The 14,820-nt window shown below is 46.5% G+C and carries 12 protein-coding genes; 2 read left to right on the top strand and 10 right to left on the bottom strand.

Annotated elements, in window-relative coordinates; all coding sequences use genetic code 11:
• Positions 1-4 precede the first annotated feature (4 nt).
• The 10 genes from MKY42_RS01110 to MKY42_RS01065 form a co-directional block, all read right to left on the bottom strand.
• Positions 5-1,021 carry an SPFH domain-containing protein gene (locus MKY42_RS01110; RefSeq protein WP_090905047.1) on the bottom strand — a complete coding sequence of 339 codons (1,017 nt, stop codon included), beginning with the start codon at positions 1,019-1,021 and terminating at the stop codon, positions 5-7.
• Between the two features lie 72 nt (positions 1,022-1,093).
• Positions 1,094-1,819: a TPM domain-containing protein gene (locus tag MKY42_RS01105; RefSeq protein WP_339852658.1), complete on the bottom strand. Its 726-nt coding sequence runs from the start codon at positions 1,817-1,819 to the stop codon at positions 1,094-1,096.
• Positions 1,820-1,893: 74 nt separating this feature from the next.
• Positions 1,894-2,925, bottom strand: coding sequence for a TFIIB-type zinc ribbon-containing protein (locus MKY42_RS01100; RefSeq protein WP_090905045.1), 1,032 nt, complete (start codon positions 2,923-2,925; stop codon positions 1,894-1,896).
• A gap of 45 nt (positions 2,926-2,970) precedes the next feature.
• A complete protein-coding gene (locus MKY42_RS01095; protein ID WP_339852655.1) occupies positions 2,971-3,675 on the bottom strand; it encodes a PspA/IM30 family protein in 705 nt (234 codons plus the stop codon).
• A gap of 206 nt (positions 3,676-3,881) precedes the next feature.
• Positions 3,882-4,835 (bottom strand): alpha/beta hydrolase, encoded by a 954-nt coding sequence (locus tag MKY42_RS01090; RefSeq protein WP_090905041.1) that lies wholly within the window; start codon positions 4,833-4,835, stop codon positions 3,882-3,884.
• 177 nt (positions 4,836-5,012) lie between these two features.
• Positions 5,013-5,828: a carbohydrate ABC transporter permease gene (locus MKY42_RS01085; protein ID WP_111621294.1), complete on the bottom strand. Its 816-nt coding sequence runs from the start codon at positions 5,826-5,828 to the stop codon at positions 5,013-5,015.
• Positions 5,829-5,885: 57 nt separating this feature from the next.
• Positions 5,886-6,755 carry a sugar ABC transporter permease gene (locus tag MKY42_RS01080; protein ID WP_339848106.1) on the bottom strand — a complete coding sequence of 290 codons (870 nt, stop codon included), beginning with the start codon at positions 6,753-6,755 and terminating at the stop codon, positions 5,886-5,888.
• Between the two features lie 70 nt (positions 6,756-6,825).
• Positions 6,826-8,139, bottom strand: coding sequence for an extracellular solute-binding protein (locus tag MKY42_RS01075; RefSeq protein WP_339848103.1), 1,314 nt, complete (start codon positions 8,137-8,139; stop codon positions 6,826-6,828).
• 114 nt (positions 8,140-8,253) lie between these two features.
• Positions 8,254-9,840 (bottom strand): response regulator, encoded by a 1,587-nt coding sequence (locus MKY42_RS01070; RefSeq protein ID WP_339848100.1) that lies wholly within the window; start codon positions 9,838-9,840, stop codon positions 8,254-8,256.
• Complete coding sequence (locus MKY42_RS01065) at positions 9,828-11,651, bottom strand: sensor histidine kinase (protein WP_090905147.1); 1,824 nt, start codon at positions 11,649-11,651, stop codon at positions 9,828-9,830. Before MKY42_RS01065 ends, MKY42_RS01070 begins: the two co-directional genes overlap by 13 nt.
• A gap of 277 nt (positions 11,652-11,928) precedes the next feature.
• On the opposite strand from MKY42_RS01065, the gene MKY42_RS01060 reads away from it, so the two are divergent.
• Positions 11,929-13,611 (top strand): sigma-54-dependent transcriptional regulator, encoded by a 1,683-nt coding sequence (locus tag MKY42_RS01060; RefSeq protein WP_090905145.1) that lies wholly within the window; start codon positions 11,929-11,931, stop codon positions 13,609-13,611.
• Between the two features lie 166 nt (positions 13,612-13,777).
• Positions 13,778-14,764 carry a 2-keto-3-deoxygluconate permease gene (locus tag MKY42_RS01055; RefSeq protein WP_090905033.1) on the top strand — a complete coding sequence of 329 codons (987 nt, stop codon included), beginning with the start codon at positions 13,778-13,780 and terminating at the stop codon, positions 14,762-14,764.
• Positions 14,765-14,820 lie beyond the last annotated feature (56 nt).

The following is a 14,820-nucleotide window of genomic DNA, read 5'->3' as shown; positions in this document are numbered from 1 at the left end:
TAGGTTAACCCAACTTCTGACCACAGTTTGGACAGAAATTTGCCCCTTCATTCTTGGCGCCACAGTTCGGACAGAAGTTCGGCTTTTTATGGTCTCCAGACGAAGAAGATGCACCTGCATCGCTGTTTGGATTACCCGCAGGCTTTTGATCCGAATTCTGGTTCTGGTTATTCTGGTTCTGATTCATGTTCTTCATCATTTCATTCGCCATGTTCATGCCCATCATCATGCCCGCCATATCCGAAGCAGCGCCGCCACCCTTAACTTTACCGGATGAGATGCCATCCGTCATGCTGACCTGCTGATATTTTTGCAAATTGCCGATCATTTCATGTGAAGCCGTCTTCGTAATCATATCCTGGATCTCCTGCGGATAGTTGAAGCTCATCACCTGGAAGCCTGTGATCCCGATCCCGATGTCCATCATTTGCATATCCAGATCTTCCTGAATACCTTTGGCAATATCCGAGGCATTCGCCTGCAGGTTGAACATGTCCTTACCCTCACGGCTGATCCATTTCATTAGCAACTGATCCAGCACAGACGTAATCCGGATTTTGACATCTTCGACCAGATAACTCTGCTTGATACCCGCGATTTTATCGATCAATGTCACATAGTCACTCACTTTAAAATTAAACGTACCATTCGCACGAATCGGCATCCCGCCTGGAAGTTGAGGAGTCGGAATCAATACCGGGCTTTGCGTACCCCACCGAACCGTAAACTCCTTCGTATTCACAAACAGCACTTCGACCCGCATGCCGCTGTTGAATCCGAATTTGAAGCCTTTTAAGGTAGACAGAAACGGAATGATCTCGGAATCGATATTAAACGATCCTTCGTCCTCAAAAATCCCTTCCACCTTGCCGTTATTCAGGAAGATCGCATCCTGTCCCGAACGGATAATCAGTTTACTTCCCTTCTTGATCTCACGGTTACTCCACTTCCAGAAAATCATATCATCTCTGAACTCTTCCCATTCCACCACATTCGAAAATTGATTTTTGAAAAATCCCATACACGTTCCCATCCCTTCTATAGTAAACATTTTGCATCATCATGACATAAGCTATGTTGTTGCTTTTTCCTGCTAAAAAGATCCTCTACTACCACTGTGCGAATGACCGCCTCGGCTGGTACCACCGCCACCGCCGCCTCCGCCACCATTGTTGTTGTTCTTCTCAATTTTGCGTTTGGTTACCGTTGTACGGATATACCGATCCTGACGATCGATTACACTGGAAGTACTTGAATCCTCATAAGTCGCCCGGTTGACTGTAACTCGCCCACCGGAACGATAGGCCATTACCCCAACAGCAATACCTCCAATCGCTACTGACGCAATAAGTTGGAACCAGATATTGAAGAGAATATTATCAGGATTCACGCCCGGCTTATATCCCATATATTTGTAGGAGAGATTAATATATTTTTCAAAAGCAAGCTTGTAATTCCCCTCTGTCAGATCGGGAGTAATTTTGTTTCTGATTTTATCCAGCCTTCCACTGTCCAGATAATCTTCGGCTTTATAGAATCCAGCCAAATACACTTCCCGATTATTCATGTCCATCGTCAGAATGACCGCATTTCCATGCGCTTTATCATACCCAAGAGCGTGCTCATCATAGAAATCCTCGGTCAGCAGCTGTACATCCTGATTCTCCGTATTATTCGTTGTCAGAATAACAAAATCCGTCTGCCTCTCTGCCCCATATTCATTCGCCAATGCGTTCAGTTCACTTTTCTCCTGCTCGTTCAGCAGATTAGCTTCATCGTAAATCAGGTTTTTGCTGTCTGCCGCCGATACCACTGACATTGGAATCAATGGAGAAACGAGAGTAATCACCAATAAAATGAGTGTTGCCATCCATGCCAGATGTTTTCTTTTTCTCACAGGAATCCACCTCCCATCATCCAGGAGACCAGTTTCAATGACAACAAGGAAACGGCTGAAATTCCTGCGAACCATCCGGCAACTTTAGCTTTGCTAATAGGCGGTTTACCCACCACTTTACCTGTCTGACCATTCATGGCAAAGGTATACTGCGAACGATTGTAGTCATAGTAAACCATCCATACCGGGAGCAGCACATAGTCTGCATTTTTTAACGTAGTATCAATCTGTTTGTCCGTGTAACTAACACTGTTATAGCCTGAAACGGTTGATGCAATATAAGAATCGATATAAGAGCTCGTTTTTTCCTTGGCGCGCGGGTACAGTTCCTCATCGGTATAACTATATTTTTCCGCAATGTACCCGGCGAGATACGGGGTTTTGAAAAGCTTTAACTGGTTATACGGAAATGGCTCCAGCTTATCCATCAGTTCATCTTTCATTTTCTCCGAAGCATCGATGGGCAGATTCACATAATTCAGCCGGATTCTCCGGTAAATATCAAAATGCTGTGTTTCCGTATAATGATAATCACCCTGCGTGTAGGTTCTGATTTTTGTGCCACGGCCATGAACTTCGATTTTGTTATGTAACTCATATAACCAGAAGGGCACGTAAATCCCGGTAATGCTCTTGACCCGGTCAGCTGTCATGAAGCCGCTAGGAGTCAGCAAGCCGTTTCTGCACCACTTTTTGAACGCCTGCTGGGCCTCATCCTTACTGATCGAAAAGGGTAAGACCATGGCCGGTGCCAGATCTCCCGTCAGTCGATCACTCAGAACAACGGCCGCTCCACAGAAGCTGCATGTCGTTGCACTTGTCTCCGGCTCAGTCACAATATCCGCGCCGCAGCTGTTACAGTGATACTCCTTGACCTCATTCTCCGTGAATACCTGTTTCTTCAGCGGATCGGGGATCTGTTCGATATTATCCTGTCGTCCGCAGCTGGGGCAGGATAACGCTCCAGTTGCACTGTCAAAAAGCATTCCACTGCCGCAGTTAGGACACTTGTACTCGATTACCGGCATTTGCTCACCTCAATGTTTAACGAAATGTTTTACCTTATATAATCGTTATTTATCTTCCAATTTCTTCTGAATTGCTGCAAGCTCTTCCTCTGGACTTGGCGTCACCTGTGCATTATTACCCGCTTCGGCATTCATTTGCTGCTCCAACTGCGCAATGAGCACATCCAGATCATCTTCCTGCGCCCCAGCACGAAGTTCAGCCAAAGCTTCAGCTTCGTTAAGTGCCTGATTTGCCTTGTCTTCCATCGCCTTCAAAGCAGCATTCGCATTGGCAGCCGAAGCGTTCCGTTCATTGGCCTGTTGCTGCCTATTTGCAGCCGCCATCCTGCCCTTCAGATCCGCATGCCGAGCTTCCAATTGCCCCATATCCGCAACCAGCTTCTCGTGCATATGCTTCATCATTTTGGCTTTGGCCGAAGCCCGATCATAGGCAGCTTGTAATTCATTCCGTTTCACAGTCTGCGCTGCCTTCTTTTCCAGAAAACCACGTGCCTTGTCTTCATCACCAGACTCCGCAGATTTCTCTGCATACCGCTGTAATTTCTTAATCTCTGCATTGCATTCGTCCAAAGCCCTCTTCGCCCGGCTCTCATCCGAGAGAACCGCAGCCGTCTCGGCCTTCACCTGACCCAGATCACTGCTCAAGCTCCGCATATATTCATTCACCGTCTTCTCCGGATCTTGCGCCCGAGCCAGCACATGGTTCATATTCGCTTTCATCACGTCCCTAAACCTCGATAAGATTCCCATCATTCGTTCCTCCTTCGATCAGTTCATATGTACTATAATACATGAATATGGGGATGAAGGTTTCATTTACTGCCACTGCAACCATAAATCTGAAGTAATCCAAGCGTGACACAATCTCCTTACATTATAAAAGAAAAGACGATCGCCTATGGCGTCGCCTCATTAACTAAAACCTCTTCCGAGATCAGTGATTTACTTTTCATTATTCACAGTTCTTCTATAAATTTGATACTTTCCTCTGCAATTAGATCGGGATCAGCATCATGAACGTAATGACCGTTATGTAATAAAAGATAGCGCCCATTCTTCACAAACTCAACGTAGTTTACTAAGTAATCACTCCAGTTCTCGAAAGGTAATTCTTCTCCACTCGATATAAAAAAATACATGGGCACATCTGGAATACCTCGTTCTAAAACTTGTGCTGCATTATTCCTAATCATTTTAACTTCTTCATTCATGTTCAGTGTCTGCGTTTTTTTATAAAATAATGCCCTATAGATTTCCTCCTCTTGGGAGGACAACCGCTTCTCTTCAATCGCGGCGGACGAGTTAACGATGGCAGGGAAAAAACGAGTAATTCCGACACGAGCTCCTAAGCCTGTAAGGCTCATCATACCAACTGAAGGTAGAGGATACTCTTCATAAACTTCTGGAATAGCAGGATCAAGACCAATAATAGCCTCAACTTCGTTTGGATACATTTGTGCCCAATATAGTGCTTCTATACCCGACATGGAATGCGGAAACAACACATAGGGCGGTGATTCTCCCGCTAACGTCAGAGCTGCTCTGGTTTCTTCCAACATCGTATCGATATCACGGGGGACCTTTGCCGTTGCACTGAAACCGTAGCCTGCCTTCTCAACAACAGCAATCTTGTATTGATCCGACAATCTGGAATAGAGCGCCTTGAAATCCAATACAGGAGAAGATGTGCCCCCACCTGACATAAAGACCAGGGTATGTTCTCCGGAACCTTCTGTATAGACATGCATTGGGTGATTATTAACATCAACCATTACACCTGGGGGTGACAGTATAGCCGCTTCTTTCTTTAATTTAATTGTATGATTCGTGAAACTAATCGTTATGAACAAAAGCAAGATACCCAATAAAGCCAAGGCACCATAACCCATTCGTTTAAATACAATTCTCATTACATCCCCCCAACATTCTATCCCATTTCCAATGATTATAGCATGTAAGCTAGTCAAATCAGACAGCGTTCATTCGTACAAAAAAGGCCGCCCCTCGTCGTTACTGACAGAGGACAGCCCTTTTCAATAACGCCAAGTCAACATTCCTTATGCCGTCCTTTGCGTTTTATCTCGTGATTAGCCCTTGATTGCGCCGGCGATCATGCTTTTCTGTACCTGTTTGTTCAGCAGCAAATAAATAATAATGGTTGGCAAAGTCGTAATCATCAGCCCCGCACCAATAATGCCCCATTGTGTAATGTACGTGCCCACCATAGACATCATGCCCACCGTCAGCGTCTGATACGCCTCGTTATTAATAAACGTGACCGCAAACATCAGCTCGTTCCAGCAGGCGAGAAAGGTAAAGATCGCTACCGTGGACACCGCAGGACGAACAAGCGGCATGATGATGGAGAAAAAGGTTCTGTATATGCCGCAGCCATCGATGACCGCTGCTTCCTCCAGCTCGCGTGGAACCCCTTTGAAAAAGCTGCCCAAAATAAACACGGCCATCGGGATGCCAAAAGCAACGTAAGGAATGATCAACGACCAATAGGTGTTCAGCAATCCTAAATTCTTCAATATGATGAACAAGGGAAGGAGTGCGGCGTGAATGGGAACCATCATGCCCAGAAGGATCAGATTCATCGTGAAGCCGCTCCATTTCCAGTTCATCCTCGTAATGGCGTATCCCGTCATAGAGGCGAGAATTAATACAAGAATAATGGAGATGACCGTTACCAGCACACTGTTGAAAAAATAACTCAACACATGGCCATCTGACAACGCCTTGGTATAATTGCTCCAGAGAAAGGATTTCGGAAAGGCTGCAACATCGCCGCTAAATATCTCGCTATTATCTTTGAGGGAGAAAAAAGCAAGCCAGACGAGCGGATACATCTGTATGACAGCTACGATAATCAAAAACAGATGCAACAATAGTTTACCCACCGGTTTGGGTTTTGGGGACGACAACACCACTTCAACTGTACTCAGTTTCCTCACCCCCTAGTCGGTTTTGAACCATTTATTAATCAAGACTGTACAGATCAGACATTCCAGAATGATAAAGACGGACATCGCACTACCGTAGCCATACCTGTACGTACTAAAAATCGTTGAATACATTAACGTGCTTGGCACTTCCGTCGTAAACAGCGGGCCGCCGCCCGTCAGGACATAGATCAGATCGAACACCTTAAACGCTCCGATAACCGAAAAAATAAGACAAACTTTGAGAATAGGCCTCATCAGTGGAATCGTAATGGAAAAGGCTGTCCGTAGACGGGAAGCCCCGTCCATCTTGGCCGCCTCCACAATATCCTGCGAGATCGACTTGGCCCCTGCATACATCAGCAGCATGTGATACCCGACATACTGCCACAGCGTAGGTACAAACGAGGCGGCGAGGGCCGTATTCTTCTGTCCAAGCCAATCCTGAGCCAGGTGGGACAGCCCTACACTCTCCAGCAAAGCGTTCAGAAGGCCGTAGTCTGCGTTATAGATTTTGGACCATAACTGTGCAATCACAACGGTTGAGATCAGAACCGGTATGAAGTAGACTGTGCGATAAAACCCTTCTCCCTTCACACTTGACGCCAGCACAAGTGCCAGCAGCAGTGAGATCGGCAATTGAATGAACACCGATGCACCAGCGAACAGCAGGGAATTTTTGATCGAATTCAATACGCGCGGGTCTTTAAACATCTCAACATAATTATCCAGTCCGATAAATACCCCTTTGCCTATGCCATTCCAATCCAGCAGACTATAATAACTGGAGACAAAAATCGGGATGAGCACAATGGCGCAGAACAGCACAACTGTAGGTAAAACAAAGATCGCAATCGTGGTTTTATTGGAAAATACAGCGTTCATTCTCGTTCTCCTCTCCAAGCTGCAGCCAAGGATCACCCCTGACTACAGCTTGTTTGGGTATGTGCATGAATCAGAGACTCAGTTCCGTTGGTTTAAGCTGAGCCATCTGTTCGCAGAACTCCTCTGGAGTAACGTCGCCTGCCAGAAGCTGTGCAATCAGGTTTTTGTGTGCTTCAGCGGATTCAGCGGGCAGAATGTTGTCCCACCATGCAATAAATGAAGTCGCTGTTTTCATAATTTCCGCACTGGATTGGTCAAGCGTGGATAATCCGGATGTGTCCAGATCGTCCGTGTTCCAGCTCGGAAGTCCTGCGCCTGCCAGATAACCTTGTGTGCCGAGCTGCTCACTCAGATACTTGAGGAATTCAACCGCTTCATCGGGATGCTGAGTGTTATTGCTAATATAGAAGCCATCCACGGCTCCGCCGAATATTTCCGTATTATTCCCTTTGCCGTCTTCAAATACTGGGAAGGGAATGACCTTCACCTTGCCCTTGGTGGCCGAGGACGGATCTTCGATTCCTGCATTCACCCAGTTGGCCTGGAACATCATGGCTCCATTACCTGCGTTGAATGCACCCAGCATTTCATCATAACCCATGCTGAACATGCTGCTGTTAAATGCCCCTGCTTTGGCCAGCTCCTGCATTTTGGTTGCCGCTGCGACAAAGTCGGGCGAATTCCATTTTGCCGGATCTTTAAATGCTTCAATGACCGCTTCATTCCCTGCCTGACGCATCGCAATGATGTCATACCAGTACATGCCCGGCCAGCGATCCTTTTCCCCCATCAGCGCCGGGGTAATTCCAGCGGCCTTCAACTTCTCTACCGCATCAAGCAAATCCGTATAGGTGGTCGGCAGCTTGGCTCCAGCCTGCTCGAACAGCTCAGTATTCACATACAGGTTTGCGATATGGGTGTAGACCGGAAGGGTGTAGATTTTCCCATCCTTTTCAATCGCCTCTGCCATGCCTGGAGCCATACGTTTTTTCAGGTCATCCGTAATATACTTGGTGATTTCCAGCACGTTTCCTGACTGGATATAAGGCTCCATAAAACTTCCCCCACCCATACCGTAAAACAAATCAGGCGCCTCGCCTGCTGCAATGGATGTTTTGATTTTGGTTTTGTACTGCTCGCCCGTCGTGCCTGTCCGTACAATCTGGATGTCAGGATGTTCATTGTTCCATTTCTCGATGATTTGCGGCAATAATTTCGCCGAGGGGTCTGTATTACCTACGGACTGATCCCACAGCTTCAAGGTAACGCTTCCATCACCGCCTGAACCTTTGCCCTCTGATGACTCGGAAGAACAGGCGACCAGGCTGCCTGCAATACCCAACGCCAACACCATACCCAGCGATCTTTTTAATAGCGCTTTCATCTTGTGACCTCCCCTAATCAGGTTTTGTTCTACTCGTACTATTTTAGGGAGTCCTTTCCAATATCTCCATTTAGAAAACGCACATTCGCTTTTAAAATTCAAACATGTTCCAGGTCACGATTTACGTTGTCTGTACTCATTCATGGACCTGCCTGTGCTTTTTTTGAATAAAACACTAAAATAATGCGGGTCCGTGATGCCGACCTGCTCGCCAATCTCATACCCCTTCAACTGGGTCTGTTTCAGTAAGGTCTCTGCCCTTTTCATACGCAAATTCGTAAGATACTCGACAAAGGTTTTCCCCGTTTCCTTCTTCATCAACCTTCCCAAATGACCTGGACTGACAAAGAAAGCCGCAGCGGTATTCGCCAGGCCGATATTCGGATCGCTCATATGATCTTCCAGGTACATCTTGACCTGACCGATCAGGTTGTCTTCCTTGGTCTGGTTTTTGGAATATACCGTTTCGGAAACATATTGAACGTAGTCTTCCAATCGGGTTATCAGTTCCGGCAGATGGTCGGCTGTAAGAATGGACACCAGTGCTTCGGTATTCAACACCTGATCACTCTCGATCTGCTGCTCCATTGCCGCTCGCTGGCATTCTGTGATCACGTCCATAGCTGCAAGGCGAAACTGTGACACACTCGAAAAGGACACATCAAAGATATGATGCAGCACTTCAATCGCACGCGCAGCAGAACCAACGCTAATATAAAATTGCAATCGCTGAAGAAGATCGGCGTTCGACCGATATGACTGCTCCCGGTTATCCACGATATCCTCGAAACAGACCACTTGATTTTTTCCGACAAAGGCTTGGTATTCCAGAGCGCGGCAGGCTTCCTGATAGGCTGCTGGGCCCTCCTCTACATGGCCATGCTTGCGTCCGATGCCTATGCTTAAGGCACAGGGATAGGAATTGGTAAGAAGGGGAATAAGCGCTTCGCCATCTTCAATAAAATCCACACCGGAATTGAAGCTGATGATCACAATCCGGTTTCGAGTATCCATCAAATGCACCACACCCGGTTCTTTTTCATAAAATGAGTCTATTTCGTTGCTGCACTCCATGCTGAGCAAAATCAACTGCTCCTCCGTCTCCTTGGCGGATGCAGTTGAAACTTCGATGACGGCGATCTGGATTTCACGGATCGTCAGAAGCATCGGAATGTTAAAATAGGCCGCCTTCTCTCGAATTTCTGCCTGCGTGGTGAGTACGCCATTCAACCATTGCAGCATAAATTTTTCACGTAGGTAAGGGAAATTACGTTCCAGATCTGCCCTGAGCCTCTGAATTTCCTGTTCACGTTTTCGCTCCTCATCAATCATGGCCCTCAGCTTGTCCGTCACTGTAAGCAGCTCGGCAGCACGAATAGGCTTTAATATAAAATCCACGATGCCTATCTGGATGCTCTGGCGTGCATATTCAAATTCGTCATGCCCTGTGACGACCACGATTTTAATATCCGGGTACTTCTTCAGAATTAATCGGCTTAATTCAATCCCATCCATGTTAGGCATATAAATATCCGTAAACATAATATCCGGCTGCTGTTTGTCCACCAGATCCAGAGCTTCCTGCGCGTTCGAGGCTTCGCCCATGATGCTCATGCCTTGCTCCTCCCAGTTAATGCGCATACGAAGCAAGTTCCGTATCAAATATTCATCGTCTACAATCAGCACGTTCAATTGTTCCATGACGCATCTGCTCCATTCGGTATTTTGATCAAGATAGTCGTTCCTTGTCCTGCTCCACTGTGGATCGTGATGCCGTCTTCTATTCCATAGAACATTCGCAAGCGTTCCAGCGTCCCCCATAAGCCAAAGCTTCTGATTTCACCGTTCTGCTCCGTTTGAAGAATCTGATCGATCTTATGCTCGGACATGCCTATCCCATCATCGGAGATGGATAGTTCGACTCCGCCTTTTGTTTTGCTCGCATGAATTCGGATGGTGCCCTTTGATCCTTTGGGGCGAATACCATGATAGAGTGAATTTTCAGCCAACGGTTGCAGCACAAGCTTGGGAATAGGCGTCTGCAAGCAGTCCTCATCCACGTGGAATTCCATCTCGAACGTATCCTGATAACGTGTTTTCTGAATTGTCATATAGTTTCTTACAATCTCGATTTCCTCCCCAAGGGTGATCACGTCCCGGCCTTTGCTGACACTCATGCGATAATACGTGCCCAGCGCCTCCAGCAGCTCGCATACCTGATGATTGCGCCCGGACAGTGCCAACGAAGTAATGGAATCCAGTGTGTTATACAAAAAATGCGGCTTGATCTGGGCCTGGAGTGTATTCAGTTCAGCTCTTCGAATCGTCTTCTGTTCTTCCAACTTGCGTTTGAGCATCTGGTCCATTTGTTCAATCATTTGGTTGTAACCTCTGAATAGCTGTTTAAATTCATAACTGTTCAGTTCCATATTCACTTTTCTGAAGTTGCCGCTCGGTGCTTTGTTCATGGATCGCAGAAGTTTATGAATGGGCTTGATAATACTGTTCGAAATGATGAATGAGCTGACAAAAAACACCGTTCCGTTCATGATTAGCATGACCAGGGCCAGTAACACAATGGATTTGTTGCGGGTATCGACCGTGTCGTACGAATTCATACTGATGAACTTCCAATGCTCATTGCCATCCGATCGATACGAGACCGCATATTTCTGTGATCCGTTATCCAGCGTAAGCGACCCTGAGCCGCTCTGCTCAAAATGCTGCTCCAGCTCCTCTTGGTGCGCAGCCAGGATGTCCTGAAAAGAGGTATTATCGGGATCGACGGTGGAGTTATCGACAATGATCTGATTGTGCTCATCCAGGATGGCAATCTGAAACGAATCCTGATTAATGAGGCTCGCGTACGCTTGCGCAAAGGATTCTCCTTTGATATTCATAACCAGCATCCCAAGCGGGGAGGTATTATCGATATCCCGAATCATCCGAATGAAGGAGACAAACGGTTTATCTTCCGCATCGGTGGATTCAGACTCGCTTCCATTACGTATCAGCACATACTTTCCTTTGTTGCGCACAGCCTGTTCATACCATGACGTTTCTTCAACATTCGCTTCCAGAAATGCAGGCAGTTCCTCTGTCCCGACGGAAAAGCGATGTCCCGAATTGTCATAAATATATACCGAATCAATCATTGGAACCGCTTGCATCAAATTGTACAAGTATGTACTGACCTTGGCCTGAGTTTGCAAATTGGCATAGACATCGCCTTGTCTTAACAAGTTTTGCAGATTGTGATCTGAGAAAATCATTTTGGAATAGTTATTTACATTGTCAATAATCAGCTCCACATTGGTCTGGATGGAGGTAATCGTTTGCAAGGACGTCTCATTGATTTTCTTCTGGGCCGAGTTCGCAGAGATTTGGGTTAGTACCCAGTAACTGAATACAACCGTGAGCAAAATGATTAGAAAATAAGCAAATGGTATTTTAAAGGCCAGTTTCTTAGGTTTGCTGCGAATGAAAGCTTGAAATTCATCAATCCACTTCATAATCACCACTGTCGTCCCCCGTTCAATATGACCTTGATCTGTTCTCACATATGCATTATAGCCTCAGCTTTGTTTTTATCTCAATGAACGTATCACCACTTACTCAAGCGCAGCTTTGCTGGCAAGCCCTTCTGAAACACCTCTATCCTCCTTGTTTAGTGAATCCGGCAGGAGCCAGGGATGCCATTCCTCTGCAAGTTGGCTATAATAAGGAAAGCCCTCTGGTCTGATGTACCAGCAGGAACCATGAATGATTTTTATAAAAGGCAGGAAAATTATGCGTACACGAGTTCATATTATTGCTCCTTACGAATCCATGACTACGATTATAGAAGAATGTATTCCGCTATTTCCCCAGTTAGCTATTCAATATGAAGTGGGCGACCTGATGAAAGGCGCCGAATTGGCGGCCCAGGCGGAACGAAACGGGGCGGAGATTGTGATTAGCCGCGGCGGTACCGCCCAACTAATTAAGGAAGCCGTAACCATTCCCGTCATTGATGTGCAGTTGTCCGGATATGACATGATTCGTTCGCTAACGCTGGCAAGCCAGTTCAACGGCCAAACGGCGATCGTTGGTTTTGCCAACATTACGTCAGGGGCGCAGTCAATTATCGATCTAATGGAACTGCCATTAAAGGTATATACCATACGCAGCTCCGAGGATGTGGCCAGGCTGCTGCTGGAGCTGAAAGCGTCAGGGTACCGTCAGATTGTTGGCGATGTCATCACCGTTAATACAGCCAAAACCTATGGAATGGAAGGATTGCTGATCCAGTCTGGCAAGGAATCCATCCTCAGAGCGCTTGAAGATGCCCAGTTGGTATATCGGTACTTGAGCAAAAATCATGCGATATCCATCATACTGAATAACCTGGTTACCAAGGAGCATCCAAATCTCATGATCTTGGACGACCAGAACGAGGTTGTATTCGAGAATTTGACTGATTTTGAACAGAATCCGCTGACCGATAATCACATTTACCTCACCAATACCAATCTGGATTTCCATCAATCCCAAGTTCAAAATGTGTTCATCGTGGATGATTACCAGCTTACGGTAACGGCCTATGAAACGACGTTAAGTAACAAAAGCTATAAAGTGTATTCCCTTGAAAAAGGACAGCCCTATGCTTTTGCACAATTCGGCATAACGGCGTATACCGATATATCCATGGAGCCGATCGTTGCCGAATCCCCTGCCATGCAGGGCGTATTGAAGAATATCCGGGCGCTTTACGAGAATCACGAACCCATTTATCTGCTAGGTGAAGCCGATTCGGGCAAGTCTTTTCTGGTAAAACATATTCATCAAATGTACTCCAGCGGTGGGCTGATGCTCCAAATCGATCTTGCTCAGGTTCCTCCAGGCCATTTGCACAAAATTCCACTCTCCAAAGTACGCAACGTGGAGATTAACCATTTGGAAAATGGCTCGAAAGATGAGGAATTGATCTCCTTCATTCAGACCTGTCTTCAGAGGCAGATCGGGGTATTCATCCTGGGGGAACAGGGATTGAATCCAAACAGAACGCTGGATGTCGAGCTGAATACAATCATTATGCCGAGCCTTGTGGACAGGCAGGAGGATCTTGCTCCACTGATCCAGCATTTCCTCAGCGATTACTACCAGAAGTATGGGACAGTTGCGGTGAAGATGAAAGAGGACGCGCTGCAGCTCATTAGAGATCAAGTTCCGCATTTGACAGCGAACCAGCTGAGGCATCTCATCAAACAGGCTGCACTGAATGAGCAGGACTACGTCATCTCAGCCGAGACCTTATCACATCTTCTTGGTGAACAGCCCTCATCCAATACGATGAAGCTCAATGGTACGCTGAAGGAAATCGAAAAAGAGATTATTCAACTCGTTCTACATGAGGAAAACAATAATCAATCCAAGGCGGCCGAACGCTTAGGGATTAACCGTGCCACGTTATGGCGTAAACTTAAAGAGTAACTTTAGGTTTACGCTTTTTTTACGCTTCTATGTGTTGCATAATTAAACACTCATAACTATTACTTAAAATTTACAATAAATAAGTGTTGCTAAAATAAACAATTTGGGATAACATAATCCCTGCAAACGCTTTATAAAAACGATTACTTCATAAGGAGCCACTACTATGAACATTAAAGCAACATTAGATCGTATTCCTGGCGGTATGATGGTTGTTCCCCTGCTGCTCGGTGCAACCATTAACACATTCTTTCCGAATGCTTTGCGGATCGGAGGTTTCACGGAAGCCCTGTTCGTCAATAGCTCAAGCACATTGATCGCCCTGTTCCTGTTGATTGCTGGTACGCAAATTACGTTTAAGACAGCCGGTTCTTCGGTTGGCAAAGGCGTTACATTGCTTGTGTTCAAGTGGGCAGTTGGTGCAATATTAGGTTTGATCGCCATCTATTTTGCGGATTCCAATGGTTTATTCCTTGGTTTGGCACCGCTTGCTATCATTGCCGCGATGACGAATTCCAACGGCGGACTGTACATCGCATTGGCCGGACAATACGGCAAAGAAGATGACAAGGCTGCTTATCCGTTCCTCGCGCTCAGCGACGGACCGTTCCTCACCATGGTTGCTCTTTCCATTTTCGGTGCGATGGGCTTCGCCAACGGCATGTTCTCCCCGATGGCTTTTGTAGCCGTACTGCTTCCACTGATCGTCGGTGTTGTTATCGGTAACCTGGATCGCAACCTTGCTGAATGGCTGCACAAAGGCAGCGACAAGCTCGTTCCATTCTTCGCCTTTTCACTCGGTATGGGCATCAACTTCTCGTCGATCATTCAAGGTGGATTAAGCGGTATCTTGTTGGGTGTACTGACTGTACTGATCACTGGCGGCGTTGGATTCCTGCTGTTCAGAGCTATTGGCTGGAACCCGATCGTTGGTGCTTCTGAGGGTTCTACTGCCGGTAATGCTGTAGGTACGCCTGCTGCCATCGTAGCTGCAAACGCTTCTTTTGCCCCGATTGCCGAGATTGCTACAGTACAGATTGCTGCAAGTGTTGTGACAACTGCCATTCTGCTGCCGATCTTCATCGGATTCCTCTCCAAAAGGCTGGAGAAATCAGGCGGTGTCGAGAAATACAATCAAAGACCGTCCACATAAATGGATTGAATTTAGCTGACCGGACCTATATTAAATTTTGCTTTCCAAGGAGGGAT

This window comes from Paenibacillus sp. FSL W7-1088 (assembly GCF_037969855.1).
GTDB lineage: Bacteria > Bacillota > Bacilli > Paenibacillales > Paenibacillaceae > Paenibacillus.
This window is presented reverse-complemented; position numbering and strand designations above follow the sequence as displayed.